Here is a 23,425-nt window from a genome sequence, read left to right as displayed (position 1 = left end):
TGTTGCATTATTGCCTATATAAGCAGATTAGTGTAAACATGCCCTAGACATCTACAAATATAAATTCATTATTAAACTTTGCTGTAGACTTAAAACAAATCCACTTGAGAATGATTTTTAAGTGTCGTTATAAGCTGCACTTAACGCTTAAATATACTTTCTACTTGGCTGCGTAGCCATATTAATGCATCGTCTTTATCTGTATTTTGGTGCCAATATAAGTGCTTATAAATAGTAGGCATAGTGGTTGGTACTGGACGCGCAATTAAAGTTTCATCAAGTAGCTGACTTGCCACCATGGAGGGCAAAGTCAGTAAAAATGGTGAATTTTTTATTACCTCTTTTGCTGAAAAATACGTTTGACAACGTATAGCAACCTCACGATTTAAGCTTAACTGTAATAATGCTATATCCTCAATAACCGTACCCGTTGGTCTGTTAGATACAGCTACATGTTTGGCAGTTAAGTAATTATCTATATTTAATTGGTTTTTAAGTGAGTGATCTTTTTTCATTAATACACAAAAGTGATCGCTCGAAAGTACGGCATGGCTAATAGGTGATTTAATTGCTCTGGCTACATCTATTGCTATATCAATTTGATGATTAGCCAATTGTTTGTGCATATCATCACGGTTCAATTTTACGCTGGCAAGCGTTGCCTTTGGCGCGTGTTCAGCAAGTATTAGTTGTAGTTTAGGCAGTACTATTGGCTCAATAGCATCGTGCAGCGCTATTTTAAAAGTTTGAGCGGTAGTGGCTAAATCAAACTCACCACACGCTTGTAATACTTGGCGTAACTTTTCGAGTAAATCTATTAGCGCAGGCGCCATGCGTTGACACGCAGGTGTTGGCAGCATTAATTGCCCTTGGCGTTCAAATAAAGGATCGTTCAATACGCTGCGCAGGCGTTTAATCGCATGGCTTACCGCTGAAGGGGTTATATATAAAACCTTGGCTGTTTCGCTCATGTTTTTCTCAAAGTACAAACTCTCAAATATTTTAAGAAGATTTAAATCGAGCTGCTGAATATTTTTAGCTTCTATCATTCGAGTTTACGCCCTTTAATTTATGAATATAATTCACATTTGATTGGTAATATATTTCATTTAATTCATTGGATCGAATGTTTTATGCTGAATTTAGGTTTTAAATAAACAGAGCAACCGTATGAACTTTGAGCCAAGCCAAAAGAGCCAAGATTACTTAAATCGTGTTAAAGCATTTATGCAAGATCACGTACTCCCTGTTGAGCAAACAGTCGTTGCGCACAACCACGCAAAAAATAGCACAAACGACTGGACAAGCTGGCAATTAGCACCTCAGATTGATCTATTAAAAGCAAGAGCAAAACAAGCTGGGCTTTGGAATTTATTTTTACCCGATAGCACGTTAGCACAAGGTTTGAGTTGCCTTGAATATGCTCCCATTGCAGAGCAAATGGGGCATTGTTTATTTGCATCAGACGTTTTTAATTGCAACGCCCCCGACACCGGCAATATGGAAGTGCTATATCACTTTGCAAACGATGAGCAAAAACAGCAATGGCTAACACCATTACTAAACGGTGAAATACGCTCTGTATTTGCCATGACCGAACCCGATATAGCTTCCTCAGACGCAACAAATATGCAGGCAACAATAGATGTTGATGGCGACGACCTAATTTTAAATGGTAAAAAGTGGTGGACTACAGGACTTGGCCACCCTAATGCGCAAGTGGCTATTTTTATGGGGCTTTCTAACCCCGAAAACGATAAACACAGTCAGCACTCAATGGTACTTGTGCCGCTAAATACGTCGGGTGTAAATATTAAACGTATGCTAAGTGCTTGTGGTGATTTTGACCCTCCATACGGGCACGGCGAAATGGAATTTAATAACGTACGCGTACCAAAACAAAATCTTATTTTAGGCTTAGGTAAAGGCTTTGCTATTGCACAAGGACGTTTAGGGCCTGGGCGTATTCATCATTGCATGCGCGCTATTGGCGCAGCAGAGCGCTGTTTAGAAATGATGATTAAGCGAGGTATGTCGCGCAGTGCTTTTGGTAAGCAGCTTATAAAGCTCGGTGGTAACTTAGAGCGAGTAGCACAAGCGCGTATGGCAATCGATCAAGCTCGGCTACTTACTTTACATGCAGCATGGAAAATAGACACCGTTGGTGTTAAACACGCCATGACCGAAATATCGAGCATAAAAGTAGTGGTACCAAACATGTTGCAAATGGTGTCTGATATGGCTATGCAAATATTTGGGGGGGCAGGGGTGTCGAGCGATTTCCCTATCGCATCGTTTAATGCAATGGGGCGTATTTTACGCCTTGCTGATGGCCCCGATGAAGTACATATGGGTATGGTTTCTCGCCTCGAAATAAACAAATACCGCTAAGGCTACCACATGAAAACAAGACTCATAATAACAGGTGGAGCAACAGGGCTTGGTAAAGCATTAGCACTAAGTTATGCAAATAACTTAGGCGCCAACTTACAAATTTGTATTGCCGATATAAACGCCGAGCGCGCAGCAGCGACAATTGCCGAGCTGAAAACATTAAAAGCCGATGCGTTTTATTACGCCTGCGATATAACTAAGCAAGCTGATATAGAGAGCTTGCGCGATATAATACAAACCAAATGGCAAGGCGTAGATATTGTTATTAATAACGCCGGCGTTGCTACCGGCGGTTCACTTGAGGGCGAGACAATTGAGCAATGGCAGTGGATCATGGATATTAATCTGCTTTCGGTGGTGCGTGTTTGTAAAACCTTTTATCCCGTATTTAAACAACAAGGTAAAGGTTACTTTATTAACATTGCCTCACAGGCTGGTCTTACGCCTATTCCGTTTATGAGTAGTTACAATGCAGTAAAAGCTGCCGTGGTTAGCTTTAGCGAAACCTTAAAGCTTGAATTAGTTCACGACAACATTGATGTGAGCGTTGTGTGCCCCAGCTTTTTTAAAACCAACTTAAACGAATTAATGCGCACAAGCGAGCCTGCTATGCGAACCATGCTTAACCATGCGTTTGAACGCTCCCCAATTAATGCCCAGCAAGTGGCTGATATTATTTACACGCAATCACTCAAACGGCCATTTTTAATTTTGACCCATAAATTAGGTAAACAGGCGTTTTTAATGAAAAAGCTCTTACCTGTTGAGTGCTACATTAAAAACATGCTGAAAAAAACACGTTCTATGCAGCGCTTAAAATCAAAATAATAAAAGGCCAACGATGAACACACAATTATTAGATCAAGCCAAAAGCGTACGCCAAGGCGAAGAGCTCGATATACAAAAAGTAAATGTCTGGCTTAAGCTGCACATGAGTAATTTAAGCGGTGAGCCAAGTGTTACGCAATATGCCGGTGGCGCGTCAAATTGGACCTACAGCCTTGACTACCCAGAGCAGTCGCTTATTTTACGCCGTGCCCCAAAAGGCACTAAAGCCAAAGGCGCTCACAATATGGGCCGTGAGTTTAAACTACAACAAGCACTAAAACCGGTTTACAGCTACGTGCCAACAATGAAAGTATTTTGCGAAGATCAGCGCATACTCGGCACCGACTTTTATGTAATGGAAAAGCTAACCGGCATTATTGCGCGTAGAAATTTCCCGCGCGAACTAACTACAACACCTGAGCGCACAAAACAGCTTTGCGAAAATGTACTCGACTGCTTAATAGAACTACACAAAGTTGATTACAAACACGCTAATTTAAGTCACTTAGGTAAAGGCGAAGGATATACACAACGCCAAATTAGCGGTTGGAGTGAGCGCTTTATAAAAGCAAAAACATGGAATGTCCCCAGTGGTAAAAAAGTCATTAAGTGGCTTCATAATAATATGCCTGCCACTGAGCATATTTGTATTACTCATAACGATTTTAGATTTGATAACGTTGTGCTTGATGTCAACGACTACACCAAAGTACGGGGTATTTTAGATTGGGAACTCGCCACACTTGGCGATCCATTAATGGATTTGGGTAACACACTCGCGTATTGGGTAGAGCCTGGGGATGACTTTTTAGCGCAAGCTACACGCCGACAACCAACACATTTAAAAGGCATGCTGACACGAAAAGAAGTTGTGGCTTATTACTGTAAAAAAATGAATATTACAGTCGACGATTTCACTTTTTACGAAGTGTACGGCTTGTTTAGATTAGCAGGCATAGTTCAGCAAATTTATTATCGTTATCATCATGGGCAAACAACAAATCCGGCATTTAAAAACTTTTGGGTATTTGTGCATTACCTTTTATGGCGCTGTAAAAAAGCCATTAACAATCAAGGAAACGCCTAATGTGTATTTTATATTTAGTACGCCATGGGCAGGCAAGCTTTGGCGCAGATGATTACGATAACCTTTCGGTAAAAGGGCAACAACAAGCTACATTAGTGGGCGAGTATTTAGCGCAAAAACAACTCATACCCGATGTAGTAATTACAGGCACTATGCAGCGCCACAATCAAACCGCAGAACTCAGTTTAGCTTCACTTAATAATACGTCCGCTGTAATTAATGATGCGCGCTTAAATGAGTACGACCACGAGCATATTTTAGCGGTTTCTAATCCTGAGCTTACCACTCCAAGCCAAATACGTGCCGTGCTTAGTAAGCAAGCCGACCCAATGGAGTATTTTAAAACAGTATTTATTAACGCCATAGAGCAGTGGATGTTTAATCCTGACAGCACGATCTATAAAGAGTGCTTTAATGCTTTTTGTGCTCGAGTATTGGGTGCGCTTGAAAAAATAGCCAAAGAACATGATGGTAAAAAAGTCATTATTTATACGTCAGGCGGGCCTATTAGTATTATTACCAGTCATTTAATAGGATTAAAGCTTGAGCGCTTTATTGATATTAATTGGGGTTTAGTTAACGCAGGTGTTACTAAAGTTGTGGCGCGAGGCAGAGGATCAAGCCGTAAGTTAGGTATAAGCAGCTTAAACGAGCATCACTTTTTAGAGCAATACCCACAACAAAAATTAATTACCTATACCTAAGGAGCAAATATAATGCGCAAAAATATACTAATAACAGGTGCAAGTTCCGGCTTAGGAAAAGGCATGGCAAAAGAGTTTGCTAAAAAAGGCTGTAACCTTGCTCTATGCGCTCGCCGATATGAATTATTAGAGCTGTTAAAAGCCGAACTTGAGCAAGTAAATCCTAACATTGCCGTCAGCATCAAAGTGCTTGATGTAAACAACCACGAGCAAGTGTTTTGCGTGTTTAAAGCCTTTAATGAAGAGTTTAACGGGCTTGACCGCATCATTATAAATGCAGGAATGGGTAAGGGCGCATCTATTGGTACAGGCTATTTTACTGCCAATAAACAAACCGCTGAGACCAACTTTGTAGCAGCATTGGCGCAGGCCGAAGCTGCAATGGAGATTTTTAGAGCGCAAAACCACGGGCACTTAGTGACTATTTCGTCAATTAGCGCAGTGCGTGGTTTTAGACGCGCTATGACGGTATATGCAGCGACCAAAGCTGCAATAACATCACTGAGCGAAGGCATTCGCATAGACGTAATAAATACACCAATAAAGGTAAGTTGTGTGCACCCCGGTTTTATTAGAAGTGAAATAAACGAAAAAGTAAAAACAGTGCCCTTTATTGTCGCTACTGAAACAGGCTGTAAAGCACTTGTAACAGCTATAAATAAAGAAAAAGCCAACAGCTTTATACCAACGTGGCCGTGGGCATTTTTACATTGGATTTTACGTATAGCCCCGCTGACTACACTTCGTAAAATGTCTTAAATAAACTTAAGCCCACAAATTGTTGTGGGCTTAAGTTTATAATTGCAAATAACCTAGCAATATATTAACAAAAAGAAATCCTCTTGCCTTACACCTGCAATAAAAACATACGTTTTTTGCTTTAAAAACAACCACAAATAAATTAACTAACTTTTATTGCTAATGATTTTTTCTTATTTACCATCCTTAAAGTTGCATTTGTTAATAAAACATTTAAAAAATGCACTTCCTGTGTTTAAATTGGCGCCAACGGATTACGAGTTCTTAGAAAATGAGATTAAACAAGGACGTAATACAATAATAATTATTTAAATACGGAAAAATTATGAATAAAAAAATTTTTGCAGCAACCGCTTTACTTGCTATGACTTCGACTTCTTTACTTGCATCTAGCGAAACATTACAAGCAAGTGTAAATGGTTGGAGCGAACCAACTTTTTTAGAAAATAACAAAGTACATTTTGGTAAAATTCGTTTAGCTACAGGTTCTACTTGTACAATGGATAATGCTGGCGCAGTAACGGGCGATTGTGATGCTTCAGACGCAAACATTCAATTAGGTGGCGTAACTGTTTCAGGTTTGGCTCCAAATTCAGCAATGAACATCACTGTATCAGGCAGTACAAGTGCCAACCTTACTTTCGCTCCAGTAACGACTGCCACTGATGGTACTTCAACTGTAACAACGGCTAATACTGTTGCTTCTGCATTTACAACTGATGCAAGCGCAACTGATATCGTAATCGGTGTTTATGGTGATATGACAGTAGCTGCCGATCTTACAGCTGGCGATGCTTATGAAGTAGACTACACTGTCGATGTATCTTTTCAGTAATATTATTTCTTATATTATTATAGCCCTAGGCTACTAATAATATAAATTGTGTGGAGCTTAATGCTCCTCATTTTTTGCTTTATCATGTTGTTGAGTTGTCTCATGAGTTTTAAATTTTTTCGCTGGGCAACACTTTGCCTGACTCTTCTATTACCTCAAATTTGCAGTGCTAATCTTTCTCTATCTGAATATCGTTTATATTTTGATGGACGAACTAAAAATAATTCATTAATGATCAGAAATACATCTGATAAAAACCTCGACTTTAAGCTTAGTATCACGCACAAAGACATGACCGAAGAAGGGTCACTAATAGATGCAACACCTAAGCAAGTAGAGGGTCGTTCTGCTGCTGGCATGTTACGCTTTTCTCCACGCCGAGGTTCTATAGCGCCCAAAGGCATGCAAGCGATAAGAATGACGGTACGAAAAAAAGCAGAATTACCCGCAGGAGAATACAGAGCGGTACTTAAAATAGTTGCGTCAGAAGCACCAGCCCCTAATTCAGAAGGAATAACAATACGCCCTAAAATATCTTACAGCGTTCCGGTAATTGTGCGCCATGGGCAGTTAGAAGCTGATTCACAACTAATCAACCCGCAACTAATTAGCCAAAATGGTCGACCAACCGTTACGTTTTGGCAAACGCTAACGGGAAATCGTTCGTTATATGGCAATTTTGAACTGCTAGATAGTAATAACTTGTCTGTTGGGGAAGTAACAAACGTAGCCGTTTATACGCCTTTATCGCGTCGTAAAGTCTATATTTCGTTGCAACAGCCTGTTGTCGGTCCGCTTACACTTAAATACAAAGAAAATCCCCAATATGGTGGCAATATTGAGTTAGAAATACCCGTTAATATTCAATAACACGTGTTTAAGCTAAACGCATTGCGTTATGGCGCTTTAATTAGTTTGTTGCTCATTGTTATTGCGCCTCAAACATTAGTCGCTAATGAGCTAACGCCTCTTCATCAATGGGCTATTGATGAAGAGGCGTTCGTGATCGTAAATGTAAAAGTAAATGGCCGATCGGTTGTATCCGACTTAGAAGCTTACTACACGCCATCAAATAAGCTGTTGCTACCAATAAGTGTTCTTAAATCAACGATGGGCATTAACTTTAGCGTTACCGAAAATAGCTTAACTGCAACAGTTGACGCAACTGAGCTAACGCTAAGTTCAACTTTGCTAACAAAACAACCGGTAACACCAACAGCATCTTTTTGGGCTAAAGATGATTACGACTACTACATAGACTTATCCGTTATTAATACGCTTTTAGAAACCGACTCAATATTTGATTACTCGCTCATGCAAGTCACCTTTATGAGCGATTTATTAAGCACCACAAATGATAAAAAAAGCATAACTGTCACACATAAGCAGGTTATAGCCCCGCAATATGATCACTTTATTGAAGATCAATACCGTTTACTAACATACCCAATTTCTGAGTACACGGTTTCATCAAGTGCCACATCTAAGCAAGCACGTTATAAGGGTTTAATTAGGCTCAACAGCTATTTTGATTTATTTCACCATCGAGCAGAGGTTCGGTTTAATAAAAATGAAAACAGCGATAATACGTTTTTTAAAATTAGCAAAGATTTTAGTTTGACCGAGCAAGATCATTCATTAGCTCGCATTCATTATCAATTGGGTGATATTCAATCTCAATCAGATCAGCTGACGACAGCTTCAAGCCAAGGCAGAGGTATTTATATCTCGAATGCCGATCCACGCTCAGCACAAAATTTTTCGTCAATAACCATTGAAGAACCCGCTTTACCCGGTTGGCAAGCTGAGCTATATCGCAATGGGCAATTTTTAGCGACCACACAAGCAAATGACGATAATTTAGTTAAGTTTATCGATATAGAAACATTTTATGGCAATAATATTTTTGAAATAAAGCTTTTTGGCCCCCAAGGTGAGCAAATTACACGCACTCAAAAATACACGATAGGGCAGGATGCCCTATCACCAGGGAAAATAAGCTATCAAGTTGAGTTAATTGAAACAGATAAAAGCGTATTTGATAACAACCAAAATACCCAAAATACATTTAGTGACACGTTTAAAGCCAGTGTTTCATATGGGATCAGTGAAAATTTAACCTATGATGCACAAATCACCCAACTAGCATCTGATGAGCGCTCTCGCTATATATCATCAGGATTAAATATACTTACGGAGCATGGCAGCTATCGATTTTTATCTAGCAAACAACTCAATGCTGGCAGCGCTTATTATGCAGGCTTTAGGGGCTTGTTCTCTAATGATTTTTATAACGACGTAAACGTCAATTTAGAATATACCGCCTTAGATGATTTCTCGAGCGCATTGTTTTTACCACAAAATAATGTGCTTAAAAATAAATTATCAATTAGTTTAAATGGTCGTTCTGATTCGTTTGACTCTTTAAACTGGAATATGAAATGGCTTAACGAAAATCGTGAAAATAAATCAAACAACAATACATTTTCATTAGGTATCAATAAAAATCACATTGGTGGTACATGGGCTGGACGCCTGTTTTATGATGAGCAAGAAGATGAATTAACCAATCAACTTTATTCATCTATTGATATCGCTTCTTGGAAGTGGACAAATACACTCGATTGGCTGCCTATAAATGGGGGAAAGCTTGTTAGCCTGCGTAGTAATTTACGTTGGCCGCAAACACAACAGACCTTTAACCAAACCCAGTTATCGTATAACCCTGATTCATCAGCGACCGCGCAACTAAGCCATCAGTATACTTATCGCTATGATATTTTTAATGTTCAAGTCTCAGGCCAATACGATAGTCGTGGTGATTGGCGCGTGTCATTAGGTTTAAACGGCACATTTAGCTTTGATCATCTTGAGTTAGATATGATATTTGACACCCCACGAGCTCTTAGCGGCGGACAGCTTGAAGCATCTGCTTTTATTGACTGGAACGAAAATCGAGTATTTGATCAAGGTGATGAAGCATTAGAAGACGTTCGCTTTACCGGTAATTATTTATGGCGAAATAAATTCACCAACAATACAGGTAAAGCGCTACTGCCAAGTAGTCACGGCGGGCAAATTTTAGAGGTCGATTTACGCACTTTACCTAATCCATATTTGCAACCTGTACTTGGAAAAATAAAAACCTACGCTCACCGAGGAGGTCAGACTAAAGTTGATGTACCAATGGTTATTTTTAATGAAGTAGAAGGGACTGTTTATTTTGAAAATAACGATAAAAGTAAGCCTGTTTCAGGCGTAACCGTTTTTTTAAAGCAAATTAATGGCGACAAAGAATACACAACAACTACCGAGTACGACGGGTATTATTATTTTTCTAATGTGAGTCAAGGAAACTACAAAATTGAAGTTGAAGCAAATACATTAAATATAAAAAACCTCGTTACTAAAAACTTACCAGAGCGCGTTGTTACCTCAAAAACAGGTGATACTATTATTCTAAAAGATATCGTTCTGCAACCTAAAAACAATGCAATAGACTCAATAGAGTTAGTTGATAAGTTATCAGAAAAGTCTTTTTTTGTTCAGCTTGGTGTATTTAAAAAATTTGAATCGGCAGTAATAGTAGCAAAGGAAATTGACTCAAAAGCGCATCCTTTAAAATTATATAAACATCAAACCCGCAACAGTTACTATTTAGTAACAGGCCCTTATGCAAACGCCCAAGACGCGCAAACAACAATTAACGATGTCTACTCAACGCCTGCATTACATGGCAGCTTTATGGTCGACGCTAGACGTTATACATCTACAGATTGGCAACTAATGCACGCATGGGGAGAGCAAAAAAGTGATACGAAAGAGCTCTATTATTGTCAATATGCCGCGTATACCTCTAAAAAAACAATAAAACCTCAATTGATAAAAGCTGATTTTCCACTGTTCACTATCAACAGAAATATTAATGGTAAAAAATATTTTTTATTACTCTCAGGCCCACATATTGAGCAACCACAGAGCGCATGTAGCGCTTTAACTAGTCGGCAAATAAACGAAGGCTCTACACCAATAAAAAAATCCTGGAGCGACTTATACAAATAACCTTAAATTAATGAGTTATTTGGCGCTTAAAATACTCATATATTAATTAAAATTAGTATTATTGAGCTGTAAAGTATGTCGTTTGTGAGAGGCCATTTTTGTCAAGATGCGTTATACACCTTATTTCGCAGCGTGCACCCGCCGATTCTGCAATCCAATTGGATTGAGACTGTTTTTTTATATAACAAGCAGAATAAAATGCATCTTCTTTTTGTGCAGAAACAACAGCACAACGCGCATAATTACCAAGCTGCAATACTTTTATTGGAAATATTTGCTCCTGAGCAATAACTCCAGCACTAAAAGCTTGGGTTGATTTTGCGTACGTGGATACCGAAAAATACCCAGTAAAAATAAAGAATAAACCAATAACCACATGCCATTGCTTCATACATTACACCTAAAAATACAGATAATTAAATTGTAGAAGTAAATAAACTTTATGCATCTGTTTATAAATTATTTTAGGCATTAAAAAAGGTGGCAAAAGCCACCTTTTTATAAAACAAAAACTTATAGAAGTGCAAAAAGCTTTTTAAGTTGTGGCATGTACTCGCTCACAAGCTCAAGGTTACTTTCGCTAACGACTGGCTCACTTGATTTAGCGGCACTTGATGCGTTACCTAATGAGCCCATTAGCGAGCTAGCGCCTTTGTCTTTAACACTTTTCATACTTTGAAAACCACCCATTAGTTTATCTGCTGTTTCTTTATTTTCAGTAGATAAGCCAGATTTAAGGTTTTCGATGTAAGCCATAGACACTTCAGAACCGACAGTAATTAACTGCTCTGGAGTAAAACCGTAACGACTCGTTACGCCTTCAAAACTTTTGTATAAGTCTTGCTCTTTAATCATGCTAAGCGCGCTGTTAGCTAGTGAACCTTGCTCTGATGTTGTTTGGTCAGCCGACGCACCTAACATGCTTCCTAGGTCCAGCCCTTTTAGAGAATCTTGAGCGCTCGCCCAACTTGTTACCGCTGGTAGTGCTTTCATGTAGCTTTGTAAATCACCTTCAGTGATATCTTTTGCAACACCAGAGAAGCTCATTGCTAACAAACTAAGTGATACGAGTATTTTTTTCATGCAGGCATTTCCTATTATCGTGGAGCTATTATTATATGAAGCCCTAAATAGATAGGGCAGTGCAATTAGAAACTAAATAATTGCATATGCCAATACATAATAATGTATTGGCGAATTTTACAGTACAATTCATGGGAGTTGACCTAAAGTACTACGATTTTAGTTGATTCACCCTAAGTCAATGTACAAATGATATAATGCATTTTTGACAACGAGAGCTGAACACAATGTTAACAATTTCAAATACAGTCACAATTGATGAGTGGGAACTAGAGCTTACAGCTATTCGCTCTCAAGGTGCCGGTGGTCAAAATGTTAACAAAGTAGCAAGTGCTATACACTTACGTTTTGACATTAACCGCTCTAAATTACCTGACTTTTACAAAGAACGCTTACTCGCTTTAAAAGATTCTAGAATCACTAAAGATGGCGTTTTAATAATTAAAGCCCAAAGCCACCGAACCCAAGAGTTGAACAGAGATGATGCACTTAAGCGTTTAAAAGATCTTATTTTAAGTGCAACCGTGGTGAACAAGGCTCGAAGAGCCACCAAGCCAAGTAGAAATTCTCAGCGCAAACGCATGGATAAAAAAACCAAGCACGGCCAAAACAAAGCATTGCGTGGCAGTGTGAAAATTTAACTGCTAGGCGCACAGCTTGCTGGCGTGTAAAAACGCAGTTTTTAAAATGGCTTAATAATTAAAATTTATTTAATCAAAGGTATGATGGCGCGTTGCACTAAAGCGATTAAGTAAATGATGCATAACATATACAGCACATAAACTTAAAATAATCGCCACCGATACCGAACTAAATCGATACAATGCACTGTAAATTAAGTCTTGTCCTGGGCCCAACGACTGCCCAAATAAAATACCAAATGTGGTTAATACACCAAACCCTATACCTGGTATACCGCCGCCTAAAATATGGAATCGTGCAAATACAAACGATAAAATCCACAATATAGCCACCGGAAACAGTAAAAAATCGCTATGGTTGTACAAAAACAACTGTGATAACAGCGCTGCATTGCAACCAATCAATGTACCAATTGCACGTTGCCAGCCTGCCATACCTGCTGCTTTCCAACACAATGAAAATAAAATAAGTACTGAGGCCGCTTGTGCTGAAATTGAATCTTGTAAATCAAGCACCTGAAAAACCACAAACGAAAGCGTTGCCACACTGGCGCAAAGTAGCACCTCATGGCGAATGCTTTCTTTAGGTTTAGCTGGCATTACTCGACTGGGCCTTGCCGTTACATCAGGAAACACCCCATGCATTATCGCGGCAATAATCACAGTTAATAGGATAGCCAAACCGTTACTTAAAATCAGCGGATAAATACTACTACCTTGATCAACATAGCTCGAAAAATGCAGTTGAATTGAAAGGCTAACCACGCCTAAAGCACCAAATAAAAAGGCGCTACCGCTACTCATTTTATGAAATAAAAAACAAAATATGCCAAATACAAGTAGCGTCATAACGACAGGAAAATGAGAAAATAGCCCCTGTATTACAAGTACTATAAATGCACTAAAAGCCGCCGACGCTATAAATTGATTGATAACACCTCGGCTTAATGTAGGCACCATACCGAGTAACAACATAGGATAAACAGTAAAAAATATACCGTTTGGCCAATTCATTAACTTACTAATGGCAAAACCGATAGTACATCCGCCGGCTATACGCAGTGCTTGGCGAAGGCCATTAGAATCTAATTGTGGTCCTTGGCTAACAACTTGAGTCATACCTCCTCCATTAATAAATGTAGTGTAACCAACTAATAAACCTAATTTGCGCTGCGCCAAACCACTGCCCAATAGTTGACTCTGGCAATAATTGCACTGTAGCACGTGCACCACTTGGCATATTTTCAATTAAATTTTGGTTGTTAACTAATTTTAGATGAATACGTTGTCGCTGCGCATCGCGCACCCAGCGGTTACTGATCTCTGTAGTACTGAGCAAACCATTGGCACTTAACTGACCATTGCTTACACCGGCCTCAAACGCCTCAAGTGTCGCGTCATAAACCTCTCCAGGGCGACTATCAAAAACGACTTTTGCTAGGCTACCGCGCTTCATGTGCAGCAGTGACTTTTCTCTAAAATCGGCAACTAAGTCGGCTTTTTTAGCCACAATCGCTAATAACGGTTTACCTGCAACGGCATATGCACCATCAAGCAATTGTAAGTTAGCAACTATGCCATCACTCAATGCACGCACTTGCGTATACGATAAATTCAACTCAGCTTGCGCTAACTGATTTGCAGCATGGCGCATTGCTAAGTTTTTATCACCTGACTCGCCACGGGCTAAAATAGCTTCCGATAATTGCGCCTCATACGCTGCTACATTTGCTTTGCTTGCTTGATAATTAGCACGAATACTTTCAAGCTCTTGCTCTGATATGGAGTTTTGTTTATAGAGCTTTTCGCCTCGGCTTTTTAATAATTTTTGCTCATGTTGTTTGGCTTTTGCAGCACTTATTTGCGCCTCAAGCGCTTTTACATTTGTATCGAGTCGTTTGTTTTGTAATTTAGCATCGTCAAGTGCCAGCTTAGCTTGTTCGTACGCTAAGTTGTAAGGTCCTTGGTCAATATGAAACAAAATATCGCCTGCTTTCACAGGTTTGTTATTACTTACTAATACACTAGTTACTCGGCCACTTATTTGTGGCGATATTTGCACAACAGGATGATACACGCGCGCTTGAGGCGTTACAGGTAAAAAAATATCAGCCATTAAATAGTAAATAAACACTAAAACAAACCCAATGAGGGAGAGTCTTACATAGCGGGCAAATTTTTGATCAGGTGTCATTTTTAGCCTTTGTTTGAGATTTAATGCAATTGAGTGCGTTTTCTTCCATTTTTACCAAGCCGTATGCCATTGCATCTAATTGTGCATGACTAAAACCATTATATAACTGCGCTTTAATATCTGTTATTCGCTCATTTAAGGTGTGTAAAATGCTGCGACCTTGCTCGGTAAAATAAAGCTTTTTACTGCGTTTATCGTGCTCATCTACGCGGCGCACAATCAGCGATTGCTCTTCTAACTGTTTGAGCGTGCGCGTAAGCGACGGCATCTCTATGCCTAAGCTCTGTGAAAGCGCTAACTGGGTAACGCCCTCTTTGAGCATATTTATATGCATTAAGGCAGTCCAGCGCGACTGTGTTAACCCTAAAGGCTCAACAGCAATAGTTACCGCTTCACGGCATAAGCGATGCACACGGCCCATATTGCCGCAAAGTGTTAAATCAAGAGTTTCATAAAATGGAATGTTTTTAACCATAGCGCACTTAATTAGTTAGCAGGCTAACTATAATATCACTACTTAATAAACAACGTAAATATATTAGTTAAAAATGGATTAAAGATGTGCAGTAAGGCATAAAGCGAGGTGTCTCAAAATAAAAGCCGAATTTGTAGGTGCGAATTCACTTCGCGCTTGCCTCCCAATAAAAATATAAGCGAGGTATAAAACCTCACCTACCTAAAAATAAAAGCCGAACTTATAGATGCGATTTTACATCACGTTTGCCTGCAAATAAAAAATATAAGCGAGGTATAAAACCTCACCAACATAAATAAACGCCGAGCTTGTAGGTGCGAATTCACTTCGCGCTTGCCTTTCAATAAAATATAAGCGAGGTATAAAACCTCACCTACATACATAAACGCAGTGCCTGTAGGTGCGAATTTACTTCGCGCTCAAGTAACTTATCTATTACTTAGCGCTTTATAAAAGCACCTTAAAAATTAAGTAAATTAGCGGGAGAATATTGGTCGGTAAGCACTTTCGTATCAGCAGGCCAATCTTGACCGTCTTTTGTAAAATGCATAAATTCGCTAATTGCTTTTATATCAATGCCGTATTTTGCCAAGCGAGGCTCAAGTATTTTAACCTGTGCCTTTATTTGCTCGTTAGTTGGCGGCGCTTTAAGTCCCGCTAAAATAATACGGTTACTACGATTTTCACGGCTTACATTTATAAAGTCGCCAAATACAGCGTGGTAAGTTGCCGATTCATGCTCATAAAGCTTACTACTTGAAAATGTATTTGCAGCTATAACACCACCTTCGGCCAATACGCTTTGTACCTCTTCAAAAAACTCTTTAGTGAGTAAATGCTCCGGAATATAGTCGCCATTAAAGGCATCTAAAATTATCCAATCGTACATTTGCTTTTTAATAGCGGCGCGTTTTATAAAAATACGGCCATCTTGCACGCTTGATGTCACTAAATCGTTTTCTATAAAGTTAAAGTAATCGCGGGCAACTTTAGTCACTGCGGGGTCTATTTCTACATTATGAATTTTTGCCTCTGGATATAGTTCATGAATAACATTAGAAAGCGTACCTCCGCCTAACCCTATAATAAGTACATTTTTAGGGTTATCGGCTACTAAAAGGCTGGCAAAAGTAAGTTTAGTGTAGTTAAAAACAAGTTTGTCGGGGTCATTTTTGTACATGCAGCTTTGGCTTGTTTGGCTGCTTTTAGTATTAAATTTAAGACAACGTAGGTCGCGAGTTTCTTCAACAATAATATTACGGTAAAGCGAGCGCTCTTCATGAATAACATTGCTAAACGTCGATCCCGAAAACACGATTAACAGCAGTAAAAAATATTTAAGCATGAGCAAGCTCCTTGTTATTCACCAAGCTATTAACAACAATAGCCACTAAACCAAGTGACCCAAGCGTTAAAGCAAAAGCGCCAATAATTGTATTTACGTCAAACGCGAGCACAAAGTAAAAAGAGGTGATAATAGTACCCAGCGCACTGCCAAGCGTACTTACAAAGTATAAACGCCCCGCTACTTGACCACTTTTATCGCTATCGGTTACCAATAAACGTACTGAGTAGGGCGAAATCATACCTAAAATAACGGTTGGAATAAAAAATAATGCAGTTGAAGCTAACAGCGAACCATAACGGCTATCTTCAATATGCGTGAATATAAACTCCATTATTGGCTGCGAAAATAACGTAATAGGCACCACCATAATGCTGGCGACTAAAAATATTAAACCATATTTAGTAAGCGATGCATTTTTAGTACTTAGCTTACCGCCAAGTAAATAACCAAATGATAAGCTGAGCATAAACACCGTTATTATGCTGCCCCAAATATGTACACTGCTCCCAAAAAAAGGCGCAAGTATTCGCCCTCCTAAAAGCTCAATCCCCATAATGCAAAAACCACTGCAAAAGGCTAAAAAATAAATTAATGCGTTTGTTTTTAAAGTCATGTAATTATCGTTTTGTAACTTAATAAAGTTTCATACTAACGTGATGCCACCAGAGTCGCCAGTGTAATAATTAGCCGTTTGCAGGAATAAAAAAGAGTATTGCTTATTAATTTTTTGTGCTATCGCTTTTGTTACAACATAACTTGTTGTGTTGTCGGTTAATTGTAGTTATATATTTTCACTTAATTAAGTGATCTATTTTGAGGCTGGAAAAAAGTGTTGATAGTTAGCAAAAAAATTTACTATTTAGTTGTTCTAAATGAGATCTTTTAACGCAAGTAGCGCCACCTTTAGCCCCGCAAAATGATTTAGTATTATTGCGGGTTAGTATTTTTAACCACCTTACTTATTTTGTAATGTAGTTTTCATCCTAAAGCGCTTTTATAAAGAATGCATAAGTTTATTAAGCCAACCATCGGCCTTTGATGGCTTGTATATCATTACAATGCTTTCACTGTAGTGACTGTTAACCCCCTTTACAGTTAATTTTGTAAGCCCTAAATCGTCAATTACAAAGTTAGGTAAATACGCTAACGCCAAGCCACTTTGTACCACCTCTATTAATGCACTGTAGTCACTACATCTAAATACAATATTGCGCGGGGCAATGTGATCTTGCCAGCCGTCGGAGCCTATACCTTGCTCTAAGCCGCATAACGGCGAAAACAAAGGACATACAAAAGCAGCGTGCAGAAGTTGGTTTTTATTAAGCGTTAATGCACCTTTTTGTACTAGTTGATGCGAAGCATGCGCTGCCACACTAAACCCAGTTTTAAATACATCAACCGCCACAAAATTAGTATGTGAGCTATTATTTAATGCCTCGCGAGTAACTAGCGCAATATGCGCCGAGCCCGACGCTACTTGGCTTATGGCTTCACCTTCAAACACATTATTAATACGCACCGAGCAGGGAAGGTGGCTAAGAATTGTAAGCAGGTTTTTAAGGCCACTTTTAAGTAAAATGGCAGGGCCTACAATAACCGCATTAAATTTATGATTATCGCTTTTAAAACGGCTAGTAAGCTGCTGGTAATTATGAACTAGGTCGCTACTGTGCTTAACAAACTCTTTGCCTTTATCATTAAGTACTAAGGTTTTACCTACACGGTTAAACAGCTCCGTGGCTAAGTTTGCCTCAACCTTTTTTAGCGTTTTAGACAGCGCACTTGGGGTAATATTAAAATGCTTAGCGGTTGTATGCAGGTTTTGCGAACTCGCCATATGAATTACTTTTTCAATGTCATCTAAATGCATAGCGCCAAACCGTATTGATTAAAAGGAAACAACTGACAACTTATTATCGATTATTTATACATAAAAATCAGCTTATAGTAGCGCTATATTTATTTTTGAGCATTAACATGAAACACATACTGCTACTTTTTATTTTATTGTCGAGCGCAGCGCTTGCAAACACACCTCAACACAACCCACATAAAGCCCACAGCTACGTGGGGTTTCATGGTATGGCGCTTATATTAGCGGACGATAAAGTACTGGCTAGCCACATGCCTTTATACGCCGCTCCACACGACTATCAAATAGTGTATGAAGTAACTACAAGTAACACCCACTTAAAAACAATCAAACGTGTTTTAAAAAAAGCAGCAAATGAGCAACGTCAGATCACTATTTTACCAACTAAGTTTGACCTAAACTTATTGATAAATAAACAGACACCCACCTTAAACGTAACTGTATTTAACGGCCATTTTGAACGCGGTGGCAAAGCACTTTTTACAACCAAGCTAACTTTTAAAAACCCGCTATACGTTGAAAAGATAACGACCAATAAAGCTCATGAAAATACGTTTGAGTTAATAAAGCTAACAGCGCAACAAGGCTTGATAATTCATAAAATACAAAGCAAGCCAAGCTATGACTCGTTAAGCTTAGTGCCGCTTAAGAGAGGTGAATATAACGGAGAGTTGAAATGTGATACTGCATTAAATACTTCGGTAAATACCGATATTAAAAGCAAGCTAGAGATATGTTTTAACAACGTACCAAGCTATTTAGAAACAAAAGACTTCGCAGTTAATTAATTTATAAATAACCCTATATACAAAAACACTCACCGTTAAATATTGCCGCATACAACACACCTTTTTGGCGCAAACAAGCGTTATCGGGCAGTGCCCGCAATAGCGTCGCTAGATACATATACAGCGACGCCACTGCGCCAGCACCATACAGACAGTACAAAATGGCCCGTGGTATCAAAGCTTAATAGCTATTGATAGTGAATGGCCGGTGCAATTCCCTAGCTATGTTGCTGGTGCGGTTGATGCAGCAAATATAGGCACTGAGCAGTATTTGAAAAGAGTTAAAGTGTGTTTTGTAATGGCTGATACTTGAGCTTAGATTTTAATGGATAGCTCATAGCTTTAGTTGATGGGCAGTTATGAGCGAATAGCGGACATTCAAGCGAGTCGTCATTAACTTAGTAAGAATAAGAGGAAGCTTTCCTCTTTTTTACATGTTTATATAAGCTACAGAACGCATAATATTTATAGCTGGAAATAACTTACACTATTTGCTATTAATAGCGTAAGTTATTAAATGAGGAAATTTTTTAGTAAAAATAGTGAAGGTTTCCTCTGGAAAAGCTGTTATGAGGAGAAATATGAAGTACTTCTTTATTAAGCAAATGATACTTGCCCAAACTGTCGCGTTGAAAATTGATGAGCCAGAATTTGAAAAATTAAAATCCTCTAGAGAAGTTCTTTTATCTGCTAAGGCCATTGAAGAAAAGTATGATCTTCTTGTATCAAATTTCTTAGAACTGGAAAAGGAAATACTGTCTCAACTAGCACAGAAAATGATTTTTGTTCAAGATTCATACCAGCACTTTTATGAGCTTAATAGTATTTTGAATAGAAGAGTAGTGAATTTACTTACTTCTACGAAGTTGTATTACGATCAGATTGAAAAGCATGTTCGCACTTGCATGAAAGACCAAAAAAAATTTGGTACAGAGGCTAAGAGTTACTTTAGCGATGAGTATGATGCTCATTTTGAGTATCGATTTATGGAAGCTTTAAGAAACCATGTTCAACATTATGGTTTAGCTGTTCATTCACTTTCATTACCCAGCAAGTAGGTTGGTGAAGGTGAACAGAAACAACTAGTTAATCAACTGAAAATATTTGCAACGAAAGATGAACTGTCACAAGATAAAGAATTTTAAAAAACCATTTTTCGTGAAATGCCAGAAAAAGTAGAGTTGATTAAAGCAATTAGAGTTTACGTAGGTTGCTTTAGTAATGTGCATAAACGAATTAGAGAGCTAACACAGGCAAATGTATCATCATCTCGAGCAAATATTGAAGCCCTCATTTATCGTTATAAAGAAGCCAATTCTGGAGATGCGATAGGAATATATGCATATATGGTAGAAGCTGATGACTCGACAGCAAAACCTATTGAAAAGTTTGTATTATTTCTAGATTGGGATAACGTGAGATTGCATCTTAGAGAAAAGAATCATTATTTCCCTAATATAAGCCAATGGCATATCAGCGAAAGTTGCTTATAACAATAGATTATGTGACACAAACTGCACGTCGAATAAATACTAAAGTGTTGAGTAATTATCAGGTAATGGAGTACTAGGTTATGTTCAAGAAGAAAAGAAGTATTAAATTGGGGAAAGGGGTAAAACTCAATTTAGGAAAAAAAGGTATAACAAGCCTTTCAGTAGGCGGCAAAGGCTTAACGGCGAATTTCGGCTCAAAAGGAGTTAAAACTACTGCTAATATCAGAGGCACAGGGGTTTCTCAGTCTGCAACATTTTTTGAAGATAAAAACCAACAAGCGCCTACGTCTCAAAAAAATGACGATAACTCACAAAGAAGTGTAGGGATCTTATTGAGTATAGGAATATTAATTCTTCCTTATATTTTTGCGTGGTTATTACTCCGCTCAGGTTACAGTACTTATTCAAGGGTAATTAGCTTTGCATGGATGGCATTTTTAATTTATTCATTGTTTACAGGCACAAACACTTAACAAAGCTTTAATTTGACTGCTTTTCGCTGAGCTTCAGGTAGTAAATTATTGCGGGGGTTAACTGTACTAGGTAAGCCGATATGATCTCAAATCAAGATTCTGAAAAAATGCTTACACCGTGGTTATCTGTGATTGGTTTGATTACGGTAATGTGGACCCCAGTAGAAAGAAAAATTGATGAGTGTGTTTTCATTCTTAGTTTACTAAATGGTTGTGGTAAGAGACCAGGAAGTCTTACTCGTAAATTGGAATACATAAAAAGCAACCTACCAGAAACAGCTATTTATTCACCAAATTTTGATGAGATTATTGATATTACAAAGGGAACTGCTCAAGTTAGAGATGTATGTGTTCATGGTGTCATTGAAACTTATGATGAAAATAAAATGGTGATAGGTAAAGTCCAAGCTAAAGCCTGCGACTTTAATGTTGAATATTTTACTTATGACCAAGTACGCCTTTTTTCAGCCGGTAGTAACTTAACTACTTTGTTAGAAATTTGGAGTAAACTTGCGACTGACTTAAATAATATAGCAAATGACGCCATACAAGAGATTATTGTTGCACCGCCCGCTTATAGCACTTCCCAGCCATTCGATAACACAAAATGTTTATAAGGCATTTTACTTTAATTATTGGTTTTTGGTGCCACAGTTACCGATAATCAGCCCTTTAGGTAATAGAAAAAATATCAGCAGGCACCTTTGAATTTAAAAATAACCAGTCTAAAACCATTGCGGTATGTAGAGAAATACTTCGGGTATTTTCAGGGAATATACTGGGATTGTAGAATCCATATACCGCTACTTTCTGGCTCTTCAATAAAACAAAAAGACCGCAGTAATAAATACTGTGGCCTTTGTTTTTAGCTAAGAGCTTTTTTAAGCTAGGTGCGACTTAATAAGCACCTGCGCTGTAAATTAGCTCGTAGCTGTGGCTGTAAATTTCAAGGATGTTGCCAAACGGGTCTTCCATGTAGATCATGCGGTATGGCTTTTCGCCAGGGTAGTAATAGCGCGGGGCTTGCATACGCTTTTTACCGCCAGCTGCTACAATACGCTCTGCTAAGCCTTCTACATCAGGGTCTTGAACACAGAAATGGAAGATGCCTGTTTTCCAGTATTCAAAGTTGTCTTTTGGGTTTTCTTGGTTTTTAAATTCAAAAATTTCTACACCAATACGATCGCCCGTTGAAAGGTGCGCTATTTTGAATTTTTCCCATTTTTCACCAAATACTTCGGTACACATTTCGCCAATGGGGCTTTTGTCTTCGGTTATTAAAGTGGGTTCCATAATGGTGTACCAACCCATAACCTTAGTGTAAAACTCAACGGCTTTTTCAACGTCGGGAACCGAAATACCAATGTGCGAAAAACTACGTGGGTATGTATGACTCATAATGCTTCCTCTTTAACGTGTGACTTATCTTGTGACTCGTTGATGGAGTTAGTTTACGAATCGACAAACATTAAGTAAAATTATCATTAATCATCATTTTGAGTACGTTTTGTAATGATAAATCCGACATGGTTAAACACATTTTGCACCTTGGTTGAGGTAAATCACTTTACTCAAACGGCTGAACGCTTATTTATGACGCAATCTGGTGTAAGCCAGCATATTAAAAAGCTAGAGCAACAAGTTGATTGTGCTTTACTTGAGCGCCACGGTAAGCAGTTTTCACTCACGCCACAGGGTCAGAACTTATATCAGCAGGGTAGCCAACTTATCAAAGACTGGCAGTTTTTAGAGCAGCAATTAAAAGATGATTCACCTTTTAGCGGAGCAGTAAAAATTCAATCGCCGGGCAGTTGTGGTTTAAAGTTTTACAATCAATTATTAGCACTGCAATGTGAGCATAAAGCACTAACTATTGATTACCGCTTTGCGCCAAATGTGAGTGTGGAGCAAGCTGTGGCAAATTACAGTGCCGATATTGGCTTTTTAACCCAAGCCCCTACACTTAGCGAAGTGATCAGTTATAAAATTGATAAAGAAGCGCTATTACTTATTACACCTGCGGGTATAAATACACCGAATTGGCAAACACTGTGTGAGCTGGGTTTTATTGCTCATCCTGATGCAAACCATCATGCGCAACTACTACTTAGCGAAAACTACGATGAATTTGAACATATTGAGCAAATAAAGCAGACGGGGTTTTCCAACCAAATTAGCTTAATACTAGAGCCTGTAAGTTTAGGCTTAGGTTTTACGGTATTACCTGCCAATGCGGTAGGTGCTTTTAATAAGCCTGAGCTTATTAAAACGCACTATTTAGCCAATCCCGTTAATGAGACTATTTATGCATGTCACCATCGAAATAGGCCACTGGCAAAACGGATGAATACAGTGATTGAGTTAATTAAGTCAAGTTAAGGTAAATAC

The 23,425-nt window shown here is 38.6% G+C and carries 25 protein-coding genes; 15 read left to right on the top strand and 10 right to left on the bottom strand.

All coding sequences use genetic code 11. The features are described 5' to 3' along the window. Window positions 1–140: 140 nt before the first annotated feature. A complete protein-coding gene (locus NRL14_RS03170; protein ID WP_306723984.1) occupies window positions 141–1,049 on the bottom strand; it encodes a LysR family transcriptional regulator in 909 nt (302 codons plus the stop codon). A 121-nt stretch (window positions 1,050–1,170) separates the two neighbouring features. Between NRL14_RS03170 and NRL14_RS03165 the strand changes: the two genes are divergently transcribed. The 8 genes from NRL14_RS03165 (at window position 1,171) to NRL14_RS03130 (ending at window position 10,669) form a co-directional block, all read left to right on the top strand. Continuing rightward, window positions 1,171–2,391: an acyl-CoA dehydrogenase family protein gene (locus tag NRL14_RS03165; RefSeq protein ID WP_306723983.1), complete on the top strand. Its 1,221-nt coding sequence runs from the start codon at window positions 1,171–1,173 to the stop codon at window positions 2,389–2,391. 9 nt (window positions 2,392–2,400) lie between these two features. Beyond that, window positions 2,401–3,222 (top strand): SDR family oxidoreductase, encoded by an 822-nt coding sequence (locus NRL14_RS03160; protein ID WP_306723982.1) that lies wholly within the window; start codon window positions 2,401–2,403, stop codon window positions 3,220–3,222. A gap of 13 nt (window positions 3,223–3,235) precedes the next feature. Further along, window positions 3,236–4,309 (top strand): phosphotransferase family protein, encoded by a 1,074-nt coding sequence (locus NRL14_RS03155; RefSeq protein WP_306723981.1) that lies wholly within the window; start codon window positions 3,236–3,238, stop codon window positions 4,307–4,309. After that, the gene (locus NRL14_RS03150; protein ID WP_306723980.1) at window positions 4,309–5,013 is read left to right on the top strand and encodes a histidine phosphatase family protein; all 705 of its coding nucleotides are present in this window, start codon (window positions 4,309–4,311) and stop codon (window positions 5,011–5,013) included. The genes NRL14_RS03155 and NRL14_RS03150 overlap by 1 nt, the downstream gene beginning before the upstream one ends. Window positions 5,014–5,025: 12 nt before the next feature. After that, window positions 5,026–5,772: an SDR family oxidoreductase gene (locus tag NRL14_RS03145; protein ID WP_306723979.1), complete on the top strand. Its 747-nt coding sequence runs from the start codon at window positions 5,026–5,028 to the stop codon at window positions 5,770–5,772. Window positions 5,773–6,097: 325 nt separating this feature from the next. Beyond that, entirely contained in the window at window positions 6,098–6,607 is a 510-nt protein-coding gene (locus NRL14_RS03140) for a hypothetical protein (protein ID WP_007376707.1), read from the top strand. A 102-nt stretch (window positions 6,608–6,709) separates the two neighbouring features. After that, complete coding sequence (locus tag NRL14_RS03135; protein WP_306723978.1) at window positions 6,710–7,477, top strand: hypothetical protein; 768 nt, start codon at window positions 6,710–6,712, stop codon at window positions 7,475–7,477. Between the two features lie 3 nt (window positions 7,478–7,480). Continuing rightward, entirely contained in the window at window positions 7,481–10,669 is a 3,189-nt protein-coding gene (locus NRL14_RS03130) for an SdrD B-like domain-containing protein (RefSeq protein WP_306723977.1), read from the top strand. 58 nt (window positions 10,670–10,727) lie between these two features. On the opposite strand, the gene NRL14_RS03125 is transcribed toward NRL14_RS03130, so the two are convergent. After that, a complete protein-coding gene (locus NRL14_RS03125; protein ID WP_033040836.1) occupies window positions 10,728–11,060 on the bottom strand; it encodes a hypothetical protein in 333 nt (110 codons plus the stop codon). A 122-nt stretch (window positions 11,061–11,182) separates the two neighbouring features. Beyond that, on the bottom strand, window positions 11,183–11,752 hold the full coding sequence (locus NRL14_RS03120; RefSeq protein WP_033040837.1) for a hypothetical protein: 570 nt from the start codon (window positions 11,750–11,752) through the stop codon (window positions 11,183–11,185). A 227-nt stretch (window positions 11,753–11,979) separates the two neighbouring features. Between NRL14_RS03120 and arfB the strand changes: the two genes are divergently transcribed. Next, a complete protein-coding gene (gene arfB, locus NRL14_RS03115; RefSeq protein ID WP_007376712.1) occupies window positions 11,980–12,393 on the top strand; it encodes an alternative ribosome rescue aminoacyl-tRNA hydrolase ArfB in 414 nt (137 codons plus the stop codon). A 69-nt stretch (window positions 12,394–12,462) separates the two neighbouring features. Here the strand turns inward: arfB and NRL14_RS03110 are convergent, their stop codons facing one another. The 6 genes from NRL14_RS03110 to NRL14_RS03085 all read right to left on the bottom strand — a co-directional run bounded on the left by NRL14_RS03110 (window position 12,463) and on the right by NRL14_RS03085 (window position 18,280). After that, window positions 12,463–13,512: a DUF2955 domain-containing protein gene (locus NRL14_RS03110; protein ID WP_306723976.1), complete on the bottom strand. Its 1,050-nt coding sequence runs from the start codon at window positions 13,510–13,512 to the stop codon at window positions 12,463–12,465. A gap of 10 nt (window positions 13,513–13,522) precedes the next feature. Beyond that, a complete protein-coding gene (locus NRL14_RS03105; protein ID WP_008139130.1) occupies window positions 13,523–14,587 on the bottom strand; it encodes an HlyD family secretion protein in 1,065 nt (354 codons plus the stop codon). Further along, on the bottom strand, window positions 14,577–15,062 hold the full coding sequence (locus NRL14_RS03100; protein ID WP_007378789.1) for a MarR family transcriptional regulator: 486 nt from the start codon (window positions 15,060–15,062) through the stop codon (window positions 14,577–14,579). Before NRL14_RS03100 ends, NRL14_RS03105 begins: the two co-directional genes overlap by 11 nt. Window positions 15,063–15,522: 460 nt before the next feature. Continuing rightward, window positions 15,523–16,407 carry a spermidine synthase gene (locus NRL14_RS03095; RefSeq protein ID WP_306723975.1) on the bottom strand — a complete coding sequence of 295 codons (885 nt, stop codon included), beginning with the start codon at window positions 16,405–16,407 and terminating at the stop codon, window positions 15,523–15,525. Next, complete coding sequence (locus NRL14_RS03090; RefSeq protein ID WP_033015969.1) at window positions 16,400–17,023, bottom strand: fused MFS/spermidine synthase; 624 nt, start codon at window positions 17,021–17,023, stop codon at window positions 16,400–16,402. Before NRL14_RS03090 ends, NRL14_RS03095 begins: the two co-directional genes overlap by 8 nt. Window positions 17,024–17,404: 381 nt before the next feature. After that, window positions 17,405–18,280, bottom strand: a complete 876-nt coding sequence (locus NRL14_RS03085; RefSeq protein WP_306723974.1) for a LysR family transcriptional regulator — start codon at window positions 18,278–18,280, stop codon at window positions 17,405–17,407. A gap of 107 nt (window positions 18,281–18,387) precedes the next feature. Between NRL14_RS03085 and NRL14_RS03080 the strand changes: the two genes are divergently transcribed. The 5 genes from NRL14_RS03080 to NRL14_RS03060 all read left to right on the top strand — a co-directional run bounded on the left by NRL14_RS03080 (window position 18,388) and on the right by NRL14_RS03060 (window position 21,654). Then, window positions 18,388–19,071 carry a hypothetical protein gene (locus NRL14_RS03080; RefSeq protein WP_306723973.1) on the top strand — a complete coding sequence of 228 codons (684 nt, stop codon included), beginning with the start codon at window positions 18,388–18,390 and terminating at the stop codon, window positions 19,069–19,071. Between the two features lie 581 nt (window positions 19,072–19,652). Continuing rightward, window positions 19,653–20,129 (top strand): hypothetical protein, encoded by a 477-nt coding sequence (locus NRL14_RS03075; RefSeq protein ID WP_306723972.1) that lies wholly within the window; start codon window positions 19,653–19,655, stop codon window positions 20,127–20,129. 105 nt (window positions 20,130–20,234) lie between these two features. Beyond that, window positions 20,235–20,564: a hypothetical protein gene (locus NRL14_RS03070; protein WP_306723971.1), complete on the top strand. Its 330-nt coding sequence runs from the start codon at window positions 20,235–20,237 to the stop codon at window positions 20,562–20,564. Window positions 20,565–20,644: 80 nt separating this feature from the next. After that, complete coding sequence (locus NRL14_RS03065) at window positions 20,645–21,037, top strand: DUF4236 domain-containing protein (protein WP_306723970.1); 393 nt, start codon at window positions 20,645–20,647, stop codon at window positions 21,035–21,037. A gap of 80 nt (window positions 21,038–21,117) precedes the next feature. Further along, a complete protein-coding gene (locus tag NRL14_RS03060) occupies window positions 21,118–21,654 on the top strand; it encodes a hypothetical protein (protein ID WP_306723969.1) in 537 nt (178 codons plus the stop codon). Window positions 21,655–21,934: 280 nt separating this feature from the next. On the opposite strand, the gene NRL14_RS03055 is transcribed toward NRL14_RS03060, so the two are convergent. After that, entirely contained in the window at window positions 21,935–22,435 is a 501-nt protein-coding gene (locus NRL14_RS03055) for a lactoylglutathione lyase family protein (protein ID WP_007378784.1), read from the bottom strand. Between the two features lie 114 nt (window positions 22,436–22,549). Here NRL14_RS03055 and NRL14_RS03050 point away from each other — a divergent pair, with 114 nt between their 5' ends. Then, the gene (locus tag NRL14_RS03050; RefSeq protein ID WP_306723968.1) at window positions 22,550–23,416 is read left to right on the top strand and encodes a LysR family transcriptional regulator; all 867 of its coding nucleotides are present in this window, start codon (window positions 22,550–22,552) and stop codon (window positions 23,414–23,416) included. Window positions 23,417–23,425 lie beyond the last annotated feature (9 nt).

Origin of the sequence: Pseudoalteromonas sp. 20-92 (genome assembly GCF_030847595.1) — a bacterium.
GTDB lineage: Bacteria > Pseudomonadota > Gammaproteobacteria > Enterobacterales > Alteromonadaceae > Pseudoalteromonas > Pseudoalteromonas fuliginea.
The sequence above is the reverse complement of the archived record's forward strand: the minus strand, read 5'-3'. Positions and strand labels throughout refer to the sequence as shown.